Origin of the sequence: Vibrio neonatus, assembly GCF_024346975.1 — a bacterium.
Classification (GTDB): Bacteria; Pseudomonadota; Gammaproteobacteria; order Enterobacterales; family Vibrionaceae; genus Vibrio; species Vibrio neonatus.
On record NZ_AP024885.1, the window covers coordinates 2,589,219 to 2,613,635 of the forward strand.

Here is a 24,417-nt window from a genome sequence, read left to right on the forward strand (position 1 = left end):
TGCTCGTGGCCTCCTAGGTTTCCTACGAGCTTAATACCCTATCATACATACTTGCTCACTCTTCTTGTTAGCGTGGCATTTTTATATTTCTCGTTTACTACTATAGCTTCTGAATTTCAGGCATTAAAAAAGGCACCCTAAGGTGCCTTTTTGCTATTCACTAGAAAGCCTGATTACTCGTCAGAGAAACCTGCGTTCAATAGTGCAGCTAGGTTATCCGTTGCTTGTTCAGCAGATGGACCCGCTTGCTCTTCACGCTTAGCTTGACGATCTTGGTGGTAAGCAAAACCCGTACCCGCTGGGATCAGACGACCCACGATTACGTTTTCTTTCAGACCACGTAGCTCATCACGCTTACCAGAAACCGCAGCTTCTGTTAGTACGCGAGTTGTCTCCTGGAACGATGCCGCAGAGATGAACGACTCAGTTGCTAGAGATGCTTTAGTGATACCTAGTAGCTCACGCTCAAAGCCAGCTGGCTCTTTGCCTTCTGCTTCTAGGGCACGGTTAGCAATCTTAACTTGTGAGTATTCCACTTGCTCGCCAGGTAGGAACTCAGAGTCACCAGTGTGCGTAATAGTACACTTACGTAGCATTTGACGAACGATAGTCTCAATGTGCTTATCGTTAATCTTAACGCCTTGTAGACGGTAAACTTCTTGTACTTCGTTAGCGATGTACTGAGTCATAGCATGAATACCACGTAAACGTAGGATGTCATGTGGAGTCTCAGGACCATCAGCGATTACGTCACCACGTTCAACCTTCTCACCTTCGAATACGTTAAGCTGACGATGCTTAGGAATCATCTCTTCGTAAGTGTCTCCACCTTCACGAGTGATTACTAGGCGACGTTTGCCTTTCGTTTCTTTACCAAATGACACAGTACCTGTGTGCTCAGCAAGAATCGCAGGCTCTTTCGGCTTACGTGCTTCGAATAGGTCGGCTACGCGTGGTAGACCACCGGTGATATCTTTGTTTCCGCCAGATTTCTGAGGGATACGTGCAAGAGTGTCACCAACGCCAACTTCAGCGCCATCTTCGATGTTTACAATCGCTTTACCCGGTAGGAAGTATTGAGCTGGCATATCAGTACCAGGGATCATTACATCGTTACCTTTGTCATCAACAAGTTTGATAGCTGGACGCATGTCTTTACCTGCAGCAGGACGTGCTGCAGCATCAGTTACTTCACTTGAAGATAGACCGGTAAGGTCATCAGTGTGACGAGCAACTGTTACGCCATCAATCATGTCAACGTACTGGATGCGACCTGCCACTTCAGTGATGATTGGCAGTGTATGCGCTTCCCAGTTAGCAACTACGTATCCAGACTCTAATGTAGCAGACTCGATATCGCTTTCTTTGATGTTAAGAACTGTACCGTAAGGCAGTTTGTGTTTCTCTTTCGTACGACCTAACGCATCAACGATGGTTAGTTCAGACGCACGAGAAGTCACAACTAGTTTGCCTTCTTTGTTCACAACGAACTTAACGTTATGAAGGAAAGGAGTACCGTCGTTCTTAGTTTGAATGCTGTTCTCAGCAGCCGCTGTCGAAGCAGCACCACCGATGTGGAACGTACGCATTGTAAGCTGTGTACCAGGTTCACCGATAGACTGAGCAGCGATAACACCAACTGCTTCACCTTGGTTCACTAGGTGACCACGTGCTAGGTCACGACCGTAACACAATGCACAACAACCAAAGTCAGCGTCACAAGTAACTACTGAGCGAACTTTCATTCGGTCTACAGAGTTCTCGTCCATTACCTGACACCACTTCTCATCAATTAGAGTATTACGTGGGATCAGTACTTCTTCAGTACCTGGTTTTAGAACGTCTTCAGCAACAACACGACCTAGAGCCAATTCAGAAAGTGGAACTTTAACGTCACCACCCTCGATATGAGGCATCATTTCAACACCTTCATGGGTGCCACAATCGTGTTCGTGAACTACCACGTCCTGTGCAACGTCTACTAGACGACGCGTTAGGTAACCGGAGTTCGCTGTTTTCAGTGCTGTATCCGCAAGACCCTTACGAGCACCGTGCGTTGAGATAAAGTACTGAAGTACGTTTAGACCTTCTTTAAAGTTCGCTGTGATTGGCGTCTCGATGATTGAACCATCTGGACGAGCCATCAGACCACGCATACCGGCTAGCTGACGAATCTGCGCTGCAGAACCACGAGCACCGGAGTCGGCCATCATGTAGATGCTGTTGAAAGACTCTTGTTGTTCTTCTTCACCATCACGGTTAATCACAGTTTCTGAAGATAGGTTATCCATCATTGCTTTCGCAACACGGTCGTTGGTAGACGCCCAGATATCGATAACTTTGTTGTAACGCTCACCCGCAGTTACCAAACCAGATTGGTATTGCTCTTGGATTTCGCGTACTTCTTCTTCAGCTGACTCAATCTCATCGTACTTAGCTTGAGGAACCACCATGTCATCGATACCAACAGATACGCCAGATAGTGCAGCGTATGCAAAACCTGTGTACATGATTTGGTCAGCGAAGACTACAGTGTCTTTCAGGCCAAGGTTACGGTAAGCCTCATCAAGAAGTTTAGAAATCTGTTTCTTACCTAGTTTTTGGTTTACTAGTTCAAACGGTAGGCCCGCTGGAACGATCTGCCAAAGCATTGCACGACCAACTGTCGTATCAAATAGCTTAGTTTCGGTAGTCAGATTACCTTCATCATCTTTGATGGTTTCAGTAAGACGAACTTTAACACGTGCGTGCAATTCAGCGGTCTTAGTGCGGTATGCCTTTTCAGCCTCTTCAGGGCCAGCAAGGTACATGCCTTCACCTTTCACGTTGATCTTGTCACGTGTCATGTAGTAAAGACCCAATACAACGTCCTGAGAAGGTACGATGATAGGATCACCTGACGCTGGCGACAGAATGTTGTTTGTCGACATCATCAGTGTACGTGCTTCTAGCTGAGCTTCCAGAGTTAGAGGTACGTGTACCGCCATCTGGTCACCATCGAAGTCGGCGTTATATGCCGCACACACTAGTGGGTGAAGCTGAATCGCTTTACCTTCGATTAGTACAGGTTCGAACGCTTGGATACCTAGACGGTGAAGTGTAGGTGCACGGTTCAATAGTACTGGGTGTTCACGAATAACTTCGTCTAGGATATCCCAAACAACTGCTTCTTCGCGCTCTACCATTTTCTTAGCCGCTTTGATCGTTGTCGCTAGACCACGAAGCTCAAGCTTGCTGTAGATGAATGGTTTGAATAGCTCAAGTGCCATCTTCTTAGGAAGACCACATTGGTGCAGACGAAGGTATGGACCTACTGTGATTACAGAACGGCCAGAGTAGTCTACACGCTTACCAAGCAAGTTCTGACGGAAACGACCTTGTTTACCCTTGATCATATCAGCAAGAGATTTAAGAGGACGTTTGTTAGAACCTGTGATAGCACGACCGCGACGACCGTTATCTAGAAGGGCATCAACAGACTCTTGCAGCATACGTTTTTCGTTACGTACGATGATGTCCGGAGCTGATAGCTCTAGTAGACGCTTCAAACGGTTGTTACGGTTGATAACACGACGGTATAGGTCGTTCAGATCTGAAGTCGCAAAACGACCGCCATCTAGTGGAACTAGTGGACGTAGATCTGGTGGAAGTACTGGAAGTACAGTTAGAATCATCCATTCTGGGTTGTTACCCGAAGAAACAAATGCTTCAACTAGCTTCAAGCGCTTCGTAACTTTTTTACGCTTAGTTTCAGAGTTAGTCGTTTCTAGCTCTTCGCGCATTAGTTCAGCTTCTTGCACAAGATCCATGGTAGAAAGCAGATCTTTGATCGCTTCTGCACCCATCTTAGCAGTGAACTCATCACCCCACTCTTCTAGCTTGTCTAGATACTCTTCTTCAGTAAGCATCTGACCTTTTTCTAGATCTGTCATACCCGGTTCTGTTACTACGTACATTTCGAAGTAAAGAACACGCTCGATATCACGCAGTGGGATATCCATTAGTAGACCGATACGAGACGGTAGTGATTTTAGGAACCAAATATGAGCTACAGGCGACGCCAGCTCGATGTGGCCCATGCGGTCACGACGAACTTTAGTTTGTGTAACTTCTACGCCACACTTCTCACAGATAACACCGCGGTGCTTCAGACGCTTGTATTTGCCACATAGACATTCGTAATCTTTGACTGGGCCAAAAATACGCGCACAGAACAAACCATCACGTTCAGGTTTGAACGTACGATAGTTGATCGTCTCTGGCTTTTTAACTTCACCAAAAGACCATGAACGAATCATGTCCGGTGAAGAAAGACCGATTTTGATAGCATCAAATTCTTCAGTCTTGTGTTGTGCTTTAAGAAAGTTTAGTAAATCTTTCACTGTCAGCTCCTGCAAGGAGTTAAAAGGCGCTCGAGGAGCGCCCTCTTACCAAGTAATCACTTTTCTTTATAAGAAAAGAATTACTCTTCGTCTTCTAGCTCGATGTTAATACCTAGCGAGCGGATTTCTTTCAACAATACGTTGAATGATTCCGGCATGCCTGGTTCCATCGAGTGGTTACCATCTACGATGTTTTTATACATCTTAGTACGGCCATTCACGTCATCCGACTTAACGGTTAGCATTTCTTGTAGAGTGTAAGCAGCACCGTATGCTTCTAGTGCCCATACTTCCATCTCACCGAAACGCTGACCACCGAACTGAGCTTTACCACCAAGTGGTTGCTGAGTTACAAGGCTGTAAGAGCCAGTAGAACGTGCGTGCATCTTGTCATCAACCAAGTGGTTCAGTTTCAGCATGTACATGTAACCGACAGTTACAGGACGCTCAAACGCATCACCAGTACGACCATCAAACAAGGTAAGCTGACCAGATTCTGGTAGATCGCCTAGTTTCAGTAGTTTCTTGATGTTCTTCTCAGAAGCACCGTCGAATACTGGAGTCGCAATTGGTAGACCGCCACGTAGGTTCTTCACTAGCGTACGAACTTGATCGTCCGATAGTTCAGCAATATCTACGTTTTGACGAGTATCACCAAGATCATAAACCTTCTGTAAGAACTCACGGAACTTAGCCAGTTCCTGCTGCTCTTTAACCATTTGGTTGATCTTGTCACCGATACCTTTAGCCGCTAGACCCAAGTGAACTTCAAGGATCTGACCGATGTTCATACGTGATGGTACACCCAGTGGGTTCAGAACGATATCGACCGGTTGACCTTTCTCATCGTAAGGCATGTCTTCAACAGGGTTGATCTTAGAGATTACACCCTTGTTACCGTGACGACCCGCCATCTTGTCACCAGGCTGGATACGACGTCTAACCGCTAGGTAAACTTTAACGATCTTAAGAACGCCAGGTGCTAGATCATCACCTTGAGTGATCTTACGACGCTTAGTTTCAAATTTCTTATCGAAATCTGCTTTTAGCTCGTCGTATTGCTCTGCAAGTTGCTCAAGTTGAGATTGCAGTGCGTCATCTTCAAGATTTAGTTCTAACCACTGTTTGCGGTTAATAGTGTCCAGTTTCGCTTCTGAGTAACCACCAGCAATCAATACAGCACGAACACGGTTTAGAAGGCCACCCTCAAGAATCTGGAATTCTTCAGTAAGGTCTTTCTTCGCTTCTTTAAGCTGCATTTGCTCAATTTCTAGAGCACGCTTGTCTTTCTCTACGCCATCGCGAGTGAAGACTTGAACGTCAATGATGGTACCTGAAACAGAGTTAGGTACACGCAGTGAAGTATCTTTAACGTCAGATGCTTTTTCACCGAAGATTGCACGTAGTAGTTTCTCTTCTGGAGTTAGCTGCGTTTCACCCTTAGGCGTCACTTTACCAACTAGGATGTCGCCACCCTTAACTTCAGCACCAATGTAAACGATACCTGACTCATCTAGTTTAGATAGAGCAGCTTCACCTACGTTTGGAATATCAGCAGTGATTTCTTCAGAACCAAGCTTAGTATCACGCGCCACACAAGAAAGTTCTTGGATGTGGATAGTAGTAAAGCGATCTTCTTGTACTACACGCTCAGAAACTAGGATTGAATCCTCAAAGTTATAACCATTCCAAGGCATGAATGCGATACGCATGTTTTGGCCAAGAGCCAATTCGCCAAGGTCGGTAGAAGGACCATCTGCTAGAACGTCACCTTTCGCTACTGGTTCGCCAGGTAGCACGGTTGGACGTTGGTTAATACAAGTGTTTTGGTTAGAACGCGTGTATTTAGTTAGGTTATAGATATCGATGCCGGCTTCGCCAGGAACCAATTCATTTTCATTAACCTTAACAACGATACGTGATGCGTCTACGGACTGAACCATACCGCCACGTTTCGCTACCGCTGTAACACCAGAGTCAACCGCAATGTTGCGTTCAACACCAGTACCTACTAGAGGCTTATCAGCCTTAAGTGTAGGAACTGCCTGACGTTGCATGTTCGCACCCATCAATGCACGGTTTGCATCATCGTGCTCTAGGAATGGGATTAGAGATGCAGCGATAGATACTACCTGGTTCGTCGCGACATCCATGTAACTCACGTTTTCACGTGGGTGCAGACCTGATTCACCCTTCAAGCGGGCTGTGATCAGTTCGTCAGCAAATAGGTTGTCTTCAGTCAGTACGGTGTTCGCCTGAGCGATAACGTATTGACCTTCTTCGATAGCAGATAGGTAATCAACATCTTCGGTTACTACACCGTCAACAACGCGACGGTAAGGGGTTTCTAGGAAACCAAACTCATTACAACGTGCGTAAGCAGATAGTGAGTTAATTAGACCGATGTTTGGACCTTCAGGAGTTTCGATCGGACATAGGCGACCGTAGTGCGTAACGTGAACGTCACGAACCTCAAAGCCAGCACGCTCACGAGTTAGACCACCAGGACCTAACGCTGAGATACGACGTTTATGAGTAACTTCTGAAAGCGGGTTGTGATCCATAAACTGAGACAACTGTGAAGAGCCAAAGAACTCTTTCACTGCCGCAGAAATTGGCTTAGCGTTGATTAGGTCTTGAGGCATGATTGCATCAAGGTCACCAAGGCTTAAACGTTCTTTAACAGCACGCTCAACACGAACAAGACCAACACGGAATTGGTTTTCTGCCATTTCGCCTACAGAGCGAATACGACGGTTACCAAGGTGGTCAATATCATCAACTTCGCCTTTACCATTACGGATAGAGATGAGTTTCTTCATCACTTCAATGATATCGGTTTCGTCAAGGATACCTTGCTCACCTGCGTCTTCACGCATGATAGAGCTGTTGAACTTCATACGGCCTACCGTTGATAGGTCGTAACGTTCTTCAGAGAAGAACAAGCTTGCGAATAAAGATTCAGCTGCTTCTTTCGTTGGTGGCTCGCCAGGGCGCATCATGCGGTAGATTTCTACCAATGCAGATAGACGGTCAGTTGTACTATCACTACGAAGTGTATCTGACATGAATGGACCGTGATCTAGGTCGTTCGTGAACAGAACTTCAAGTTTAGAGTGACCCGCTTGCGCTAGGTTCGCTAGGCTTTCTAGGCTGAACTCTTGGTTCGCGCCTACAACGATTTCGCCAGTGTTCTCGTCAATGTAGTCTTTAGAAGCTACTTTACCAACGATGTACTCAACAGGTACTTCGATGTACTCAACGCCATCTTTTTCAAGATTGCGGATATGACGAGCTGTAACACGACGGCCAGCTTCAATGTAAGTTTTACCATTTGCTTCAATATCAAAAGAAGCAGTTTCGCCACGTAGACGCTCTGGTACCAACTCCATCATTAGAGTTTGGTTTTGAACTTCAAAACGTACTTTTTCGAAGAACAGATCTAGGATCTCTTCAGTCGATTTACCCAACGCACGTAGGATAATAGACGCAGGAAGTTTACGACGACGGTCAATACGGACAAACAGGTTATCTTTTGGATCGAATTCAAAGTCTAACCATGAACCACGGTAAGGAATAACGCGTGCGTTATATAGAACTTTACCAGAAGAGTGAGTCTTACCCTTATCGCTGTCGAAGAATACACCAGGGCTTCTGTGAAGCTGGGATACGATAACCCTCTCGGTACCATTGATCACGAAGGTACCATTGTCAGTCATGAGTGGAATCTCACCCATGTAGACTTCTTGTTCTTTAATATCTTTTACAGTACCAGCTGGTGCGTCTTTGTCGAAGACAACTAGACGCAGCTTAACGCGCAGCGGTTTTGAATAAGTGACACCTCGGATTTGACATTCTTTAACATCAAATACTGGTTCACCAAGACGGTAGCTAACGTATTGCAGCTCAGAATTGCCGTTGTAGCTCTGAATTGGAAAAACAGAACGAAAAGCAGCTTCTAGACCGTATTGTCCTTCAGGATCCTGTTCGATGAATTTATCGAAAGAATCAAGCTGGATCGATAGCAGGTATGGAACGTCCAATACTTGTGGACGAGTACCAAAATCCTTACGGATGCGCTTTTTCTCGGTATAAGAGTAAACCATGGGGTTCCTCAGCTCGCTGATAAGTGACCCAACTGTCGATTATTTGCACAAAATAAAAGACAGAGACTAACGACTGTTTAAAGTAACAATACTCAAAGGAAATAGAGTATTGGTTTTGCTCGGATTAAGGCGACGAAACAGTGAAAAAACGCCAGAACCCTACAGCGCAAAAAGGCCGGTGGTTAATAAACCACCAGCCATTAGCCATTCGGCTAAGAAATCAAGTAATAATTACTTAACTTCAACAGAAGCACCAGCTTCTTCTAGAGTAGCTTTAAGAGCTTCTGCTTCTTCTTTAGAAACAGCTTCTTTAAGCGGTGCAGGAGCACCATCAACTAGACCTTTAGCTTCTTTCAGGCCAAGACCTGTCGCGCCACGTACTGCTTTGATTACAGAAACTTTGTTTCCGCCAACTGCAGTTAGGATTACGTCAAATTCAGTTTGCTCTTCAGCAGCGTCGCCGCCAGCTGCGCCACCAGCAACTACTGCAGCTGCAGCAGATACGCCGAATTTTTCTTCCATAGCTTCGATAAGCTCAACAACTTGCATTACAGACATTTCTGCAACTGCGTCTAGGATTTGCTCGTTAGTAATAGACATAACAATTCTCTTTTAAGTCAACAATAAGTTTATTTTGCAACCAGTAAAAAGCAAGGCTTAAGCCGCTGCTTCTTCTTTTTGATCGCGTAGTGCAGCGATAGTACGTACCAGCTTGCCTGCAGAAGCTTCTTTCATGCACATCATTAGGCGTGCGATAGCTTCGTCGTAAGTTGGTAGAGTCGCTAGTACATCTGCGTCAGTAACCGCGCCTTCAAATGCAGCAGCTTTGATCTCGAAATCTTTGTTCTCTTTAGCGAAGTCTTTGAAAAGACGCGCTGCAGCACCTGGGTGCTCATTAGAGAATGCAACTAGAGTAGGACCGGTAAAAGTGTCAGATAGACACTCGTAATCAGTACCTTCTACTGCACGGCGTGCTAGAGTGTTACGAACAACTCTCATGTAAACACCAGCTTCACGAGCTTGTTTACGTAGAGAAGTCATCGCGCCAACAGTAACGCCACGAGAATCAGCTACAACTGCAGAAAGTGCACCACTGGCAGCTTCGTTGACTTCAGCAACAATTGCTTTTTTGTCTTGAAGGTTTAAAGCCATTTTGGATTTACTCCTGGTTGTCGTTACACCACTCACCAAAATTGGTGAGAGTAAAAACGGTGCAGTCCCAGAAGAAAGGCAATCTTTTGCAAGTTTGCTTTCTGTCAGATCGGGCACCATCTACGTAGGTTTACTATTAAGTCACATCGCTAAAAAAAGCCCGTGACGCCTACGGTCTTGGACGGAGACTTACTCTTACATCGAAATGTTTGAGTTAGCCCCAACCACAAATATTAGGCGCGAGATTATACACTAATTTCGCGCCTAAGCAAGATTAGCTTGCTTGAGTGTTCAGGCTAGCCTGATCAACAGCAACACCAGCACCCATTGTAGTAGAGATGCTAATTTTCTTCAGGAAGGCACCCTTCGCTGAAGACGGCTTAGCTTTCTTAAGAGCAATTAGAAGTGCTTCTAAGTTCTCTTGAAGCTCAGATGCTTCGAAAGATGCTTTACCGATAGTAGTGTGGATGATGCCGTTTTTGTCGTTACGGTAACGAACCTGACCTGCTTTAGCGTTCTTAACCGCTTGAGCAACGTTAGGAGTTACAGTACCAACTTTAGGGTTTGGCATTAGACCGCGTGGACCTAGGATAGTACCTAGTTGACCAACAACGCGCATTGCATCTGGAGAAGCAACAACAACGTCAAAGTTCATTTCGCCCTTTTTAACTTGCTCAGCTAGGTCTTCCATACCAACGATGTCAGCACCAGCTTCTTTAGCAGCTTCTGCGTTTGCACCTTGAGTGAACACAGCAACGCGGATTTCACGACCAGTACCGTGAGGTAGTACAGTTGCACCACGTACGTTCTGATCAGATTTACGAGCGTCAATGCCAAGGTTAACAGCAACGTCAACACTTTCATTGAATTTAGCTGTTGCTAGTTCTTTAAGAAGAGCAACTGCTTCGTTGATTTCGTACTCTTTAGTAACGTCAACTTTTTCGCGAATAACGCGCATACGCTTAGTAAGTTTTGCCATTGTCTTAACCCTCTACCACTAGGCCCATTGAACGAGCAGTACCCGCGATAGAACGCTTCATCGCTTCGATGTCAGCGCCAGTCATGTCTGCAGCTTTAGTTTCTGCAATCTCTTGAACTTGAGCGTCAGTTACAGTACCAACTTTCTCAGTGTTCGGACGACCAGAACCAGACTTGATGCCAGCTGCTTTAAGCAGAAGAACTGCTGCAGGTGGAGTCTTAGTTTCGAACGTGAAAGAACGGTCGTTGTATACAGAGATAACAACTGGGATTGGTAGACCTTTCTCAACAGATTCTGTTTTTGCGTTAAACGCTTTACAGAATTCCATGATGTTCACACCGTGTTGACCTAGAGCAGGACCAACCGGTGGCGACGGGTTTGCCATACCTGCTGCAACTTGCAGTTTGATATAAGCTTCAACTTTCTTAGCCATGATATTTCCTAATTTTGGGTAGTAACGCTGCCATTCGGCCAGCTCCCCGTTGTATTAAAACGCTTTACTTCACATAAAGAAGTAAAGAGGCGCGAATTATAGATACAATTCACGCCTCAAACAAGCCCTAAAGCCTATTTTTTAGTCAACTTTTTCAACTTGACCAAATTCGAGTTCTACTGGTGTCGCACGACCGAAAATCGATACTGACACTTTTAGGCGACTCTTCTCATAATCCACTTCTTCAACAGTACCGTTGAAGTCAGCAAAAGGACCGTCATTAACACGAACAACCTCACCCGCTTCGTACATAGTACGAGGACGAGGAGCTTCACTAGCTTGCTCAAGACGATTCAAGATAGCGTCAGCTTCTTTGTCAGTGATAGGTGCAGGTTTATCTGAAGTTCCACCAATAAAGCCCATAACGCGTGGAACGCTACGCACAAGGTGCCATGATTCATCGTTCATGATCATTTGAACAAGCACATAGCCTGGGAAGAATTTACGTTCGCTTTTACGACGCTGACCTGCACGCATTTCAACAACTTCTTCAGTTGGAACTAGTACATCGCCAAACAAGTCTTCCATATCATGCATTCGGATATGTTCACGAAGGGAAGTAGCTACGCGACCTTCAAAACCAGAAAAAGCCTGAACTACATACCAACGTTTCTTTGGTGCTTCACTCATGAATTAAACCCTCACACTCCAGTCGCTAGAGAAACAAGACGAACCATAATTCCGTCGATGCCCCAAAGCGCTAGAGCCGTAACAATACTTACAGCCAATACGATCAAAGTCGTTTGCATAGTTTCTTGGCGAGTTGGCCAAACAACTTTGCGGATCTCCATACGAGATTCGCGAGCAAAGACGATCGCTGTTTTACCTTTGGTGGTTGTAGCTGCCACACCAAGAGCGCCTGCAATTAATGCAACAACACTCGCAGCGCGAATCACTACAGACATTTCACCATATAGATGATTACCTACAACAGCAGCGGCTAGCAGAGCAAAAACGACAATCCACTTGAAGATGTCTGCTGCACTTGAGCTATCAGGAGTTTCTGCATTTGCTTTCATAAACTAACCTGTGACAAGTCTTACTATAGACGACAATAACCCCGCTGTTGCAGGGCCTATTCATTTATGCTGTAAATCAGCATATTCCTTTAGAACTATCTTTCTAATACAGGCTACAAAACCCACAATAGAAAAGAAAATTCTTAAAATTCTTTGCTTGTTCAATGACAAAAAAAACAATTTACCTTCCCATCATAAACAATAGCGCAGAAAAAGGGCATCAAATGATGCCCTTTTGTTTAGATTTCGTCAATTATTAATCGAAAATCTTAGCAACAACACCAGCACCAACGGTACGGCCACCTTCACGGATTGCGAAGCGTAGACCTTCGTCCATTGCGATTGGAGCGATTAGCTCAACAGTCATTTGAACGTTGTCACCTGGCATTACCATTTCTACGCCTTCAGGTAGAGTGATATCGCCTGTTACGTCAGTTGTACGGAAGTAGAACTGTGGACGGTAACCTTTGAAGAAAGGAGTATGACGGCCGCCTTCATCTTTTGAAAGAACGTATACTTCTGACTCAAATTTAGTGTGTGGGTTGATTGAACCTTTAGCAGCAAGTACTTGGCCACGTTCAACGTCATCACGCTTAGTACCACGTAGTAGTGCACCAACGTTCTCACCAGCACGACCTTCGTCAAGCAGTTTACGGAACATTTCAACACCAGTACAAGTAGTAAGAGTAGTTTCTTTGATACCAACGATTTCTACTTCGTCACCTACGCGTAGGATACCGCGCTCGATACGACCAGTAACAACAGTACCACGACCTTGAATTGAGAATACATCTTCAATTGGTAGTAGGAACGGTTGGTCAACAGCACGCTCTGGAAGTGGAATGTAAGAATCTAGTGCTTCTGCAAGCTCAACGATCTTGTCTTCCCACTGCTTCTCGCCGTTTAGTGCGCCAAGTGCAGAACCTTGGATTACTGGAAGATCATCTCCTGGGTATTCGTACTCAGAAAGAAGTTCACGAACTTCCATTTCTACTAGTTCAAGTAGCTCTTCGTCATCAACCATGTCACATTTGTTCATGAATACGATGATGTAAGGGATACCAACCTGACGACCAAGTAGGATGTGCTCACGAGTTTGTGGCATAGGGCCATCTGTAGCAGCAACAACTAGGATACCGCCGTCCATTTGAGCAGCACCAGTGATCATGTTTTTAACATAATCGGCGTGTCCAGGACAGTCTACGTGTGCGTAGTGACGTTCAGGAGTATCGTACTCTACGTGAGAAGTAGCGATTGTGATACCGCGCTCACGCTCTTCAGGAGCGTTATCGATAGATGCGAAATCTTTAGCTTCACCACCGTATACTTTTGACAAAGTAGTACAGATAGCAGCTGTTAGAGTTGTTTTACCGTGGTCAACGTGGCCGATAGTACCAACGTTTACGTGCGGTTTCGTACGTTCAAATTTTTCTTTAGACACGAGCGTGTTCCTCTAGGTACGGTTTATAAAGTGGCTTTGTAGACCACGCAACCAAATAAATTGGATGTAAAGTATATATCAAAAGGAAATAATTGCTTGAGAGCTGGTGCTGATAGGCGGATTTGAACCGCCGACCTCACCCTTACCAAGGGTGCGCTCTACCAACTGAGCTATATCAGCACACGAATAGGTTGGAGCGGGCAGCGGGAATCGAACCCGCATCATCAGCTTGGAAGGCTGAGGTAATAGCCATTATACGATGCCCGCAACACGTAACTCTGTGAGCTATTTCCTTAAGAAAATGGTGGTGGGAGATGGATTCGAACCATCGAAGGCAGTGCCGTCAGATTTACAGTCTGATCCCTTTGGCCACTCGGGAACCCCACCAAATTTTGCTTTCATAAAGAAAGTGGTGCCGACTACCGGAATCGAACTGGTGACCTACTGATTACAAGTCAGTTGCTCTACCTACTGAGCTAAGTCGGCACATAAGTGGAGCGCATTCTATGGGATGATTTCGAACCTTGCAATAAGAAAATGCAAAAATATGATACTTTTTGCTTTTACATTGAGCCAAGGCTGATTTTTCATCATGTTTCCGCTAAATCATCACTCCTTTTCCTTGTCACAATTGAAATATTTATCTCTTCATGTATGTTGATGCGACGCACAAAAGGAAGTATCCCGATGACTCCACATATGAAATTCAATCGACAACAATGGTCTAAGCTAAAAGCTTCTGTACCTATGGTGTTAAATGATTCTGATATCGAAGAGCTACGTGGTATCAATGAGAACCTTGATACCACTGAAGTGGAAGAGATCTACCTTCCTTTGTCTCGATTAATTAACCTACATGCAGGCTCGCAACAACGACGCCAGAGAGTACTGGATACTTTTCTGCATCGAGAAGATAGCCATAGCCCATTTATTGTAGGAATTGCCGGTAGTGTTGCTGTGGGTAAAAGCACCACAGCACGTGTGATGCAAGCCCTACTCTCTCGTTGGGGTGATCATCCGAAAGTTGCACTGATTACTACTGACGGTTTTCTCTATCCAAATAAGGTGCTGCAAGATAAAGGCATCATGGATCGCAAAGGCTTTCCTGAATCCTATGATATTCAAAGGCTGGTTGATTTTGTCTCTGACGTAAAAGCGGGTAAAGAAAAGGTCAAAGCACCGATTTACTCTCACCTTACTTACGACATTACCGATGAAGTTGAGGTGGTAGATAGACCTGACATTCTAATTTTAGAAGGCCTTAATGTTCTGCAATCGGGAATGGATTATCCTGATCAATCACATCGAGTGTTTGTATCAGACTTTCTCGACTTTTCTATCTATGTAGATGCCGACAGTTCATTAATTGAAGAGTGGTATATTAATCGCTTTCTCAAGTTCCGCTATGGCGCGTTTAAAGAGACTAACTCTTACTTTGGTCATTACACCAAACTTACCAAAGAAGAAGCGGTAGCTAAGGCTCATTCTATTTGGTGTGAGATTAATGGGAAAAACCTCATTGCAAACATTTTGCCAACCAAAATGAGAGCGAACCTTATTCTGAAAAAAGCGCTCGATCATAAAGTGAATCAAATTCTTCTAAGAAGCTGATCTTACTGATATTTCACCACCAATAAAGGATTCGATATCAGTACCTGTATCGAGTAACAAAGCGCCTTGCTCGTTGATTCCTTTACATACTCCAACGACCTGCCTATTACCCATAAGTAGTTTAATAGGTTGGTCTAGGAAGTTGTCATAGTGATTCCACTGACTCAAAAAAGGCTTCAATCCTTTTTGCTCATAGATGGTAATCGCATTGCGCAGAGTCTCTGTCATAGTGACTACTATGTCATTACGCGCAATCGGCTGAGCGGTAGAAATTTCTTTGACGCTAGTCCAAGGTTGATCGATGCCTTGGACATGCTCAGGCATCGACACATTCAAACCAATGCCAATCACTAAGTTTGCTGCATCTCCAGCCTGCCCTGACAGCTCAACTAAGATTCCAGCTAACTTTTTGTTATTGTGGTACACATCATTCGGCCATTTCAGCTTTAGACCTTCGACACCCAATTGCTCAAGAGCATCCACTAAAGCCAGTCCAATCACTAGACTAATACCCATAGCGGCAGGCAAACCTGCTTCCAAGCGCCAGTACATTGAATAGTAGATATTAGAGCCAAACGGAGAAACCCACTCGCGCCCTCTACGTCCACGACCCTGTGTTTGATATTCCGCCACACATACACTGCCTGACGGCAAATCAGCTTGACCTAACATATGTTGATTCGTCGAATCAATTACGGGAACCACCTCAATTGGTGTACTCAAACGATGTTGTAATGCTTGTTGATCAAGTAAATCTAAAGGCTGCTCTAATCGATAGCCTTTGCCTTTCACGCTATATACATCAATACCTAAATCTTGGATGGTTTTTATATGTCGAGCTATTGCCGCTCTCGATACACCAAACTTCTCACCCAATTGCTCACCCGAGAGAAATACTCCAGAGCTCAGCGCATCAATTAGCTTGAGTTTAAAGCTAAAGTCTTTCATTGCTTGTACCTTGAAATATGCTGACTAAGTTGGTTTCTTGCTTACTTCCCATAAAGCGTACTTCGTGCTCTAACTCAATTTGGTATTTCTGAAGAATGGTTTCTCTTACATGCCATGCTACCGCCAGTACATCCGCCGCGACCGCTTGGTTAAAATTAACGATGACTAAAGCTTGCTGAGCATGCACGCGCGCCCCGCCATGGGTATAACCCTTCAATCCAGCATTATCGATGAGCCAACCTGCAGCGACCTTCATTTGCTCTCCTGCTGGATAACCTACGATATTAGGGTAGTGCTTCTTCAGCTCAGTAAATTGCGCAGTCGGAATGATGGGGTTTTTGAAAAAGCTCCCCGCATTTCCCATCACCTTAGGGTCAGGAAGCTTAGAGCGACGAACTTGGCAAACTGCATCAAAGATCTTTCTTGCAGAAGGCTCACCTTCTATAAGTTGTTGTAGAGCCCCATAGGCAGTTTTCGGCGTCCATACTTTAGAGAGTTTAAGCCCTACCTTAGTAATCAAGGCTTTGCCGGATAATTGCTGCTTAAAGATAGAGTCTCTATAAGCAAAGTGGCACTCGCTACCAGATAGGCGTTTTAGGGTTAATGACTCTAAATCAAGATATTCGACAAAATCACAAACATCTTTAAACTCAATACCATAAGCGCCAATATTTTGGATAGGAGCCGTTCCTACACATCCGGGAATCAATGCTAAGTTCTCTAAACCAAACATGCCTTTATCCACAGCCCATTCAACCAAGCTTGGCCAATCTTCTCCCGCAGCGACTTCAAGTAGGAAGTGTTGCTCATCTTCCTTTACTTCTCTCCCCTTTAGACGGTTCAAAATAGCCACACCAGAGAAATGTTCGGTAAATAACATATTACTGCCCGTACCAAGAGGTAACTTAGGCAGATCTTTCCATTCGGCGTGAGTGTATATTTGGATAAGATCGTCTAGCGAGTTTGCTTCTACAAGAAAGTCACAGTGGGCTTTAATTGAAAAGGTATGGTAGGAAGACAGTTCAGCTTGAGGGGTAACGTGCATCATAGTGTTAATTGTTCCATTCCCAATTAGGGTTTCTAAAGGGTAATATTGACAGCTTGCCTTTATAATACTGGAACAAGGTCCTTTGCGCAGTTAATTAATGAACAGTCTAACCATCAAATATTTGGAGCCTATTCGACTCCCTATCTTAAAGAAGCTCTATAAGTCTCATTACCCGTCCGCGAAAATCAAAGGTGGAGAGCAAATTCTCGTGGCTGAAAGCAACTCTAGTATTGTTGGAGTGGTGAGATTTAGAACTATCGATAAGTGGCAGTTGCTCACTGGAATGATGGTCATACCTGAAGCAAGGCAGCAAGGCATTGCATCGCGTCTATTGCAACACTGTAAAACGGATATCCTAAATGACAGCGTATACTGTTTTGCTTATCAACATTTGCAAGCAATGTATAGTGCACACGGTTTTAGATGCATAGATCTCGAAGTGCTTCCTTCGACCCTACAAAAGCTATATTTGCGCTACACTCAGGCAGGAAAACCACTAATTATCATGCAATATTGCGGATAAGTGCTTTATCGGTAATTGTTTTATCAATTCATCTAGGCAGTCAAGCTTCAAATTTGATAAAATGGTTGGCTAGATCAGCCCTTTATAGGACCTAATACTCATAATGGTTTTAGCTAAGAATGTCATCGATGGACTAAAAGCAGTTCCCGTTGATCCAAAAGACTTTAGAACACTTTATTCGGCAAAAGAGTTCAAAGCACAGCTACTAAAGCTTATTAAAACAGCCAAAAAGCGTATCTACATCGCAGCCTTATATCTTGAGGACGATGAAGCTGGGCGAGAGGTCTTTGGTGAGATCTACAAAGCAAAGCAAGCTAATCCTGGTTTAGATATCCAAATCTGCGTTGATTGGCATCGAGCCCAGCGCGGTTTAATTGGTGCAGAATCATCAGATGGTAATGCCGCTATGTACACCAGAATGGCTGAGTCACATTCACATGTTGTACCTGTATATGGTGTACCTGTTCGAGGAAAAGAAGTGTTTGGTGTTCTCCACCTAAAAGGCTTCATCTTCGACGATACCATTTTGTACAGTGGCGCCAGTATCAATAATATCTACCTTCATCATCAAGACCGATACCGCTTCGACCGATACCATCAGATTTATAGTCCAGCAATTGCCGATGCTATGGCTACATACATTACTGATGCTCTCGTTAAAAATCCTGCGGTGAACTCTTTAACACAGCAGCAACGACCGTCGACTAAGTCATTGAAAGGAGCTATTCGCCAACTTAGAGCAAGTTTGGCGGTAACAAACTATCAATTTGAAAGCGCGGAGATCGATGCAGATAAAATCGCCATTACGCCGATTGTTGGTGTAGGCAAACGCAGAAACCTTCTTAATATGGCGATCATACAACTGGTCAAAGATGCCAAAGAAGAAATTCAAATTTGCACACCTTACTTCAACTTCCCAAAAAGTGTTGCTAGAGAGCTTAAAAAAGCATTGCGACGCGGTGTTAAGATTTCGATTATCGTCGGCGATAAAACAGCCAATGATTTCTTTATCGATCCAGAAGAAGAATTTAAAACTGTAGGGGGTCTACCCTATCTATATGAGATGAACCTGCGTCGCTTCTTAAAAGCGAATGAAGCCAATATCGCATGTCGTAAGCTAGACATCCTATTATGGAAAGACCAAGCAAACAGCTACCACCTGAAAGGCATGTGGGTCGATAAGAAGAACATGTTGATTACTGGGAGTAACTTAAACCCAAGAGCTTGGAAACTGGACTTAGAGAACGCTCTATTGGTTAGAGATCCTAATGGTTATCTAACTACTCAGTTTGAACAAGAGTTTGAGAACATTCTTAAAGATACCCAACGTATCGGTAGCTATAAGCACATAGAGAAGATTGAACACTATCCTGAACCTGTGCAAAAGCTATTACGAAAAGTCACCCGTATAAAGGCTGACAGAGTGCTTAAACAGCTTCTGTAGTCTCTACTACCAACCTTTTCATTTATCAGCCCTCATCTTTGTATGAGGGCTTTTTATACCAATTCCGTTAATTAACTTATCAAGTTTAACCAATCTCTAAAGCAGAGGGAGATGACTCTGCTTTTATCTTCACAAAACCGATTCCACGCTCTACATATTGTCTCTACAATATCGTCATAATTTTCGAAGCACCTATTTGCTACTTCATTTTGACGCAGCCAACTCCATACCTGTTCTATAGGGTTAAGTTCGGGAGAATAAGGTGGGATATGAATGATGGTAAGGTTCTCAAATTCATCTGCAAGATAGCTCTGGTGCCAACTCGCTTGATCCATGATCACAACAGCATGCTTGCCATCTGGTGTGGCTTGAGAAATTAATCTGAGTTGCTCTTTCATTGCTTCCATATTGCTCAGGGGAACCACTATCGCTTCAGCTTCTCCTGTCGTGACACATACTGCTCCGAAAAGGTATGCATACTCAAACTGCTGTTGTTGTACTACTCTAGGACGCGTACCTTTCTCTGCCCATATTCGCGTTGTTGTATTGCGTTGACCAAATCTAGCCTCATCTTGAAACCATATTTGAACATCTTTTAAGGCGACATGGCCAGGGATCTTAAGGATCGTTTCGATTGGGAATTTTTTTAAAAGCTTCTTGAGCTTCAACTGACTGCTTAGGATGTTTGGAACGAGTAGTAATCCAACTCAAGCCTATGTCATGTAATAACTGATAGAGCGCCGACTTTTTATATGATGTACTGAAATTGCTTTCTATATAGAGCCCAATGTCTTTTGCTTGAAGGCGACCGCCACTCTCATTTACGGCATATTCGATAACATACTCTTTGAGTTGTGATTTTTGCTCGTCTGTTAGGCGATGAGGTCTACCAGTGTGTGGTTTCTCTTGAAGTCCTTCAAGACCATTGTCGAGATATGCTTTGACCCATTTATTGACGCTTACTCTGCTAACTTTAAGGTACTTAGCTATTTGAGTGCGACTTTTACCGTCAACAAAATGAGAAACGGCTAAATAACGCATTCTAAGTCGAGCGTTGGATGTGGAATTAATCAGACTCGGAAAATCATGCTTCATAAGGACTCCTTTAAGAGTCCATTATTAGATCATAAAATTAACGGAATTGGTATTATTGGCCAGAATATATTGCTTTCAAACCAAATTGATAGGTACAAAAAAAGGCCTCAGTCTTTCGACTAAGGCCTTAATTATGGCAGGGGTGGAGAGATTCGAACTCCCAACACGCGGATTTGGAATCCGCTGCTCTGCCAATTGGAGCTACACCCCTAAAACTGTGATCTAAACCTAATTTTTATTAAGGTTCAGATTCAGAAAAACCCCGCAAAGCGAGGTTCTCTAAAATAAGTGGCGGAGTGGACGGGACTCGAACCCGCGACCCCCGGCGTGACAGGCCGGTATTCTAACCAACTGAACTACCACTCCGCACCAATTTGTTATCTCATTGAAGTCTTATCTGGATGCTTCAATTCGATGTAATTTAAAGCCTGGCGATGTCCTACTCTCACATGGGGAAGCCCCACACTACCATCGGCGCTATTGTGTTTCACTTCTGAGTTCGGCATGGAATCAGGTGGGTCCACAATGCTATGGTCGCCAAGCAAATTCTTTTTTACTTCCAGCTTTAAAAAGCTAGAGGTAAATAATTCGGAAAACTGTTATTTAAAAGTTATGTCACACATTCAAAGTTCTTTCTTCGAGTCCACAAAACCCCTTGGGTGTTGTATGGTTAAGCCTCACGGGCAATTAGTACAGGTTAGCTCAATGCCTCGCAGCACTTACACACCCTGCCTATCAACGTTCTAGTCTCGAACAACCCTTTAGGACACTTAAAGTGCCAGGGAAGACTCATCTCAGGGCTCGCTTCGCGCTTAGATGCTTTCAGCGCTTATCGATTCCGAACTTAGCTACCGGGCAATGCCATTGGCATGACAACCCGAACACCAGAGGTTCGTCCACTCCGGTCCTCTCGTACTAGGAGCAGCCCCCTTCAATCTTCCAACGCCCACGGCAGATAGGGACCGAACTGTCTCACGACGTTCTAAACCCAGCTCGCGTACCACTTTAAATGGCGAACAGCCATACCCTTGGGACCGACTTCAGCCCCAGGATGTGATGAGCCGACATCGAGGTGCCAAACACCGCCGTCGATATGAACTCTTGGGCGGTATCAGCCTGTTATCCCCGGAGTACCTTTTATCCGTTGAGCGATGGCCCTTCCATTCAGAACCACCGGATCACTATGACCTGCTTTCGCACCTGCTCGAATTGTCATTCTCGCAGTCAAGCGGGCTTATGCCATTGCACTAACCACACGATGTCCAACCGTGTTTAGCCCACCTTCGTGCTCCTCCGTTACTCTTTGGGAGGAGACCGCCCCAGTCAAACTACCCACCAGGCACTGTCCGCAATCCCGATTAGGGACCTACGTTAGAACATCAAGCATACAAGGGTGGTATTTCAAGATTGCCTCCACAAACACTGGCGTGCTTGTTTCAAAGGCTCCCACCTATCCTACACATGTAGGGTCAATGTTCAGTGCCAAGCTGTAGTAAAGGTTCACGGGGTCTTTCCGTCTAGCCGCGGGTACACTGCATCTTCACAGCGATTTCAATTTCACTGAGTCTCGGGTGGAGACAGCGTGGCCATCATTACGCCATTCGTGCAGGTCGGAACTTACCCGACAAGGAATTTCGCTACCTTAGGACCGTTATAGTTACGGCCGCCGTTTACCGGGGCTTCGATCAAGAGCTTCGACCTAAGTCTAACCCCATCAATTAACCTTCCGGCACCGGGCAGGCGTCACACCGTATACGTCATCTTACGATTTTGCACAGTGCTGTGTTTTTAATAAACAGTTGCAGCCACCTGGTATCTGCGACTCCTAGTAGCTCCATCCGCAAGGGACTTCACCGCCAAGAGCGTACCTTCTCCCGAAGTTACGGTACCATTTTGCCTAGTTCCTTCACCCGAGTTCTCTCAAGCGCCTTGGTATTCTCTACCCGACCACCTGTGTCGGTTTGGAGTACGATTCCTTATAATCTGAAGCTTAGAGGCTTTTCCTGGAAGCATGGCATCAATGACTTCACTGCACGTAGCAGCTCGACATCGTATCTCAGCGTTAAGAAAGTCCGGATTTACCTAAACTTTCCGCCTACATACTTGAACCTGGACAACCATCGCCAGGCCCACCTAGCCTTCTCCGTCCCCCCATCGCAATTATAAGAAGTACGGGAATATTAACCCGTTTCCCATCGACTACGCCTTTCGGCCTCGCCTTAGGGGTCGACTTACCCTGCCCCGATTAACGTTGGACAGGAACCCTTGGTCTTCCGGCGTGGGGGTTTTTCACCCCCATTATCGTTACTCATGTCAGCATTCGCACTTCTGATACCTCCAGCAGCCCTTACAGACCACCTTCAACGGCTTACAGAACGCTCCCCTACCCCGCACACAAAGTGTGCAGCCGCAGCTTCGGTGTATAGCTTAGCCCCGTTACATCTTCCGCGCAGGCCGACTCGACCAGTGAGCTATTACGCTTTCTTTAAATGATGGCTGCTTCTAAGCCAACATCCTGGCTGTCTAAGCCTTCCCACATCGTTTCCCACTTAGCTATACTTTGGGACCTTAGCTGGCGGTCTGGGTTGTTTCCCTCTCCACGACGGACGTTAGCACCCGCCGTGTGTCTCCCGGATAGTACTCAATGGTATTCGGAGTTTGCAAAGGGTTGGTAAGTCGGGATGACCCCCTAGCCTTAACAGTGCTCTACCCCCATTGGTATTCGTCCGAGGCGCTACCTAAATAGCTTTCGGGGAGAACCAGCTATCTCCAGGTTTGATTGGCCTTTCACCCCTAGCCACAAGTCATCCGCTAATTTTTCAACATTAGTCGGTTCGGTCCTCCAGTTGATGTTACTCAACCTTCAACCTGCCCATGGCTAGATCACCTGGTTTCGGGTCTAATTCTAGCAACTCGACGCCCAGTTAAGACTCGGTTTCCCTACGGCTCCCCTATTCGGTTAACCTTGCTACTAAAATTAAGTCGCTGACCCATTATACAAAAGGTACGCAGTCACTCTCGAAGAGCTCCTACTGCTTGTACGTACACGGTTTCAGGTTCTATTTCACTCCCCTCACAGGGGTTCTTTTCGCCTTTCCCTCACGGTACTGGTTCACTATCGGTCAGTCAGTAGTATTTAGCCTTGGAGGATGGTCCCCCCATGTTCAAACAGGATATCACGTGTCCCGCCTTACTCGATTTCACTTAAAACGACATGTCGACTACGGGGCTATCACCCTTTATTGCGGCACTTTCCAGAGCCTTCGTCTGTGTTATTAAAAGCTTAAGGGCTAATCCAATTTCGCTCGCCGCTACTTTCGGAATCTCGGTTGATTTCTCTTCCTCCGGGTACTTAGATGTTTCAGTTCCCCGGGTTTGCCTCATTAACCTATGTATTCAGTTAATGATACGTACTTATGTACGTGGGTTTCCCCATTCAGAAATCCCAGACTCAAATGGTTATTACTACCTAATCTGGGCTTATCGCAAGTTATTACGTCTTTCATCGCCTCTGACTGCCAAGGCATCCACCGTGTACGCTTAGTCACTTAACCATACAACCCCAAAGGGTCTTGCTTAACGCAATACGTTTGCTACAACGTAGTATGACGTTTCCAAGGTGCGTTATCTCTTTATTATGAGCGAGATAACATTCGATTTTGCCGGACTCAAATTTGAATGCATTCTGGCAAGAATACATTCCCAAGAACACTTGAATGTGTGTTGGTACCTAACAATAAATTATTAGGATTTGAGAACTTTTAAATTTGATAAATAATGCTTTCTCAGTATAAAACTGGACATTACTTATCGTCAGCTTTCCAAATTGTTAAAGAGCATGTTTATTTCCTAAAAGGAATATAACCATTTTTAAGAGTACTTAAGCAAATACGCTTAAAGATGGTGGAGCTATGCGGGATCGAACCGCAGACCTCCTGCGTGCAAGGCAGGCGCTCTCCCAGCTGAGCTATAGCCCCATCTTGGTATTTTTTCTTAGACAAGGCAGATTGTGAGGCCGTGTACATCAGTACACAACGAAGAATCTAACGCAGTATAAGGAAAAATTGGTGGGTCTGAGTGGACTTGAACCACCGACCTCCCGCTTATCAGGCGAGCGCTCTAACCAGCTGAGCTACAGACCCAATTTTTCACAAAACAACTAAAAGTTGTTTCGTA

15 protein-coding genes, 8 tRNA genes and 2 rRNA genes are annotated in these 24,417 nt (G+C 45.0%); 3 read left to right on the forward strand and 22 right to left on the reverse strand.

The genetic code is table 11. The features are described from left to right. Positions 1-173: 173 nt before the first annotated feature. From rpoC to OCU38_RS12085, 13 genes are all read right to left on the reverse strand, one after another. Entirely contained in the window at positions 174-4,382 is a 4,209-nt protein-coding gene (gene rpoC, locus OCU38_RS12025) for a DNA-directed RNA polymerase subunit beta' (RefSeq protein ID WP_261823223.1), read from the reverse strand. Positions 4,383-4,462: 80 nt separating this feature from the next. After that, positions 4,463-8,488 carry a DNA-directed RNA polymerase subunit beta gene (rpoB, locus tag OCU38_RS12030; protein WP_261823224.1) on the reverse strand — a complete coding sequence of 1,342 codons (4,026 nt, stop codon included), beginning with the start codon at positions 8,486-8,488 and terminating at the stop codon, positions 4,463-4,465. A gap of 231 nt (positions 8,489-8,719) precedes the next feature. Beyond that, positions 8,720-9,088 (reverse strand): 50S ribosomal protein L7/L12, encoded by a 369-nt coding sequence (rplL, locus tag OCU38_RS12035; protein ID WP_021714677.1) that lies wholly within the window; start codon positions 9,086-9,088, stop codon positions 8,720-8,722. Positions 9,089-9,145: 57 nt separating this feature from the next. Beyond that, positions 9,146-9,640 carry a 50S ribosomal protein L10 gene (gene rplJ / locus OCU38_RS12040; RefSeq protein WP_021714676.1) on the reverse strand — a complete coding sequence of 165 codons (495 nt, stop codon included), beginning with the start codon at positions 9,638-9,640 and terminating at the stop codon, positions 9,146-9,148. A 274-nt stretch (positions 9,641-9,914) separates the two neighbouring features. Next, a complete protein-coding gene (gene rplA / locus OCU38_RS12045) occupies positions 9,915-10,619 on the reverse strand; it encodes a 50S ribosomal protein L1 (protein WP_261823225.1) in 705 nt (234 codons plus the stop codon). Positions 10,620-10,623: 4 nt separating this feature from the next. Continuing rightward, positions 10,624-11,052: a 50S ribosomal protein L11 gene (gene rplK / locus OCU38_RS12050; RefSeq protein WP_021714674.1), complete on the reverse strand. Its 429-nt coding sequence runs from the start codon at positions 11,050-11,052 to the stop codon at positions 10,624-10,626. Between the two features lie 141 nt (positions 11,053-11,193). Further along, positions 11,194-11,742 (reverse strand): transcription termination/antitermination protein NusG, encoded by a 549-nt coding sequence (gene nusG, locus OCU38_RS12055; protein ID WP_261823226.1) that lies wholly within the window; start codon positions 11,740-11,742, stop codon positions 11,194-11,196. A gap of 11 nt (positions 11,743-11,753) precedes the next feature. Beyond that, positions 11,754-12,131, reverse strand: a complete 378-nt coding sequence (secE, locus tag OCU38_RS12060; RefSeq protein ID WP_261823227.1) for a preprotein translocase subunit SecE — start codon at positions 12,129-12,131, stop codon at positions 11,754-11,756. A 256-nt stretch (positions 12,132-12,387) separates the two neighbouring features. Beyond that, positions 12,388-13,572, reverse strand: coding sequence for an elongation factor Tu (gene tuf / locus OCU38_RS12065; RefSeq protein ID WP_023404590.1), 1,185 nt, complete (start codon positions 13,570-13,572; stop codon positions 12,388-12,390). A 104-nt stretch (positions 13,573-13,676) separates the two neighbouring features. Continuing rightward, positions 13,677-13,752: transfer RNA gene (locus OCU38_RS12070), tRNA-Thr, on the reverse strand. Positions 13,753-13,764: 12 nt separating this feature from the next. Next, a tRNA-Gly gene (locus OCU38_RS12075) sits at positions 13,765-13,839 on the reverse strand. 35 nt (positions 13,840-13,874) lie between these two features. Then, a tRNA-Tyr gene (locus OCU38_RS12080) sits at positions 13,875-13,959 on the reverse strand. A gap of 23 nt (positions 13,960-13,982) precedes the next feature. Then, a tRNA-Thr gene (locus OCU38_RS12085) sits at positions 13,983-14,058 on the reverse strand. A gap of 201 nt (positions 14,059-14,259) precedes the next feature. On the opposite strand from OCU38_RS12085, the gene coaA reads away from it, so the two are divergent. Continuing rightward, positions 14,260-15,183 carry a type I pantothenate kinase gene (gene coaA / locus OCU38_RS12090; protein WP_261823228.1) on the forward strand — a complete coding sequence of 308 codons (924 nt, stop codon included), beginning with the start codon at positions 14,260-14,262 and terminating at the stop codon, positions 15,181-15,183. Here coaA and birA read toward each other — a convergent pair. Beyond that, complete coding sequence (gene birA, locus OCU38_RS12095) at positions 15,172-16,131, reverse strand: bifunctional biotin--[acetyl-CoA-carboxylase] ligase/biotin operon repressor BirA (RefSeq protein WP_261823229.1); 960 nt, start codon at positions 16,129-16,131, stop codon at positions 15,172-15,174. The genes coaA and birA overlap by 12 nt on opposite strands. Beyond that, positions 16,118-17,179, reverse strand: a complete 1,062-nt coding sequence (gene murB, locus OCU38_RS12100; RefSeq protein ID WP_261823230.1) for a UDP-N-acetylmuramate dehydrogenase — start codon at positions 17,177-17,179, stop codon at positions 16,118-16,120. The genes birA and murB overlap by 14 nt, the downstream gene beginning before the upstream one ends. Before the next feature lie 97 nt (positions 17,180-17,276). Here murB and OCU38_RS12105 point away from each other — a divergent pair, with 97 nt between their 5' ends. Both OCU38_RS12105 and pssA read left to right on the forward strand, forming a co-directional pair. After that, complete coding sequence (locus OCU38_RS12105) at positions 17,277-17,702, forward strand: GNAT family N-acetyltransferase (RefSeq protein ID WP_261823231.1); 426 nt, start codon at positions 17,277-17,279, stop codon at positions 17,700-17,702. A 103-nt stretch (positions 17,703-17,805) separates the two neighbouring features. Then, positions 17,806-19,146: a CDP-diacylglycerol--serine O-phosphatidyltransferase gene (pssA, locus tag OCU38_RS12110; RefSeq protein WP_261823232.1), complete on the forward strand. Its 1,341-nt coding sequence runs from the start codon at positions 17,806-17,808 to the stop codon at positions 19,144-19,146. A gap of 71 nt (positions 19,147-19,217) precedes the next feature. On the opposite strand, the gene OCU38_RS12115 is transcribed toward pssA, so the two are convergent. The 7 genes from OCU38_RS12115 to OCU38_RS12145 form a co-directional block, all read right to left on the reverse strand. Next, a protein-coding gene (locus OCU38_RS12115; RefSeq protein ID WP_261823233.1) for an IS630 family transposase occupies positions 19,218-20,241 on the reverse strand; the annotation gives its coding sequence in 2 pieces (ribosomal slippage) (positions 19,218-19,788 and positions 19,787-20,241; 1,026 coding nt in all). 134 nt (positions 20,242-20,375) lie between these two features. Beyond that, a tRNA-Trp gene (locus OCU38_RS12120) sits at positions 20,376-20,452 on the reverse strand. Positions 20,453-20,530: 78 nt separating this feature from the next. After that, a tRNA-Asp gene (locus OCU38_RS12125) sits at positions 20,531-20,607 on the reverse strand. Between the two features lie 60 nt (positions 20,608-20,667). After that, positions 20,668-20,783 (reverse strand): 5S ribosomal RNA (gene rrf, locus OCU38_RS12130). 124 nt (positions 20,784-20,907) lie between these two features. After that, a 23S ribosomal RNA gene (locus tag OCU38_RS12135) occupies positions 20,908-23,795 on the reverse strand. 347 nt (positions 23,796-24,142) lie between these two features. Beyond that, positions 24,143-24,218: transfer RNA gene (locus OCU38_RS12140), tRNA-Ala, on the reverse strand. 88 nt (positions 24,219-24,306) lie between these two features. Beyond that, positions 24,307-24,383 (reverse strand) — tRNA-Ile (locus OCU38_RS12145). Positions 24,384-24,417: the final 34 nt, after the last annotated feature.

Bases quoted from the DNA above. Each gene is read 5' to 3' on its own strand.
- rplA (WP_261823225.1), bottom strand. From the start codon at position 10,619: ATGGCAAAACTTACTAAGCGTATGCGCGTTATTCGCGAAAAAGTTGAC.
- nusG (WP_261823226.1), bottom strand. From the start codon at position 11,742: ATGAGTGAAGCACCAAAGAAACGTTGGTATGTAGTTCAGGCTTTTTCT.
- rpoB (WP_261823224.1), bottom strand. From the start codon at position 8,488: ATGGTTTACTCTTATACCGAGAAAAAGCGCATCCGTAAGGATTTTGGT.
- secE (WP_261823227.1), bottom strand. From the start codon at position 12,131: ATGAAAGCAAATGCAGAAACTCCTGATAGCTCAAGTGCAGCAGACATC.
- coaA (WP_261823228.1), top strand. From the start codon at position 14,260: ATGACTCCACATATGAAATTCAATCGACAACAATGGTCTAAGCTAAAA.
- pssA (WP_261823232.1), top strand. From the start codon at position 17,806: ATGGTTTTAGCTAAGAATGTCATCGATGGACTAAAAGCAGTTCCCGTT.
- OCU38_RS12105 (WP_261823231.1), top strand. From the start codon at position 17,277: ATGAACAGTCTAACCATCAAATATTTGGAGCCTATTCGACTCCCTATC.
- rplL (WP_021714677.1), bottom strand. From the start codon at position 9,088: ATGTCTATTACTAACGAGCAAATCCTAGACGCAGTTGCAGAAATGTCT.
- rplK (WP_021714674.1), bottom strand. From the start codon at position 11,052: ATGGCTAAGAAAGTTGAAGCTTATATCAAACTGCAAGTTGCAGCAGGT.
- murB (WP_261823230.1), bottom strand. From the start codon at position 17,179: ATGATGCACGTTACCCCTCAAGCTGAACTGTCTTCCTACCATACCTTT.
- birA (WP_261823229.1), bottom strand. From the start codon at position 16,131: ATGAAAGACTTTAGCTTTAAACTCAAGCTAATTGATGCGCTGAGCTCT.
- rplJ (WP_021714676.1), bottom strand. From the start codon at position 9,640: ATGGCTTTAAACCTTCAAGACAAAAAAGCAATTGTTGCTGAAGTCAAC.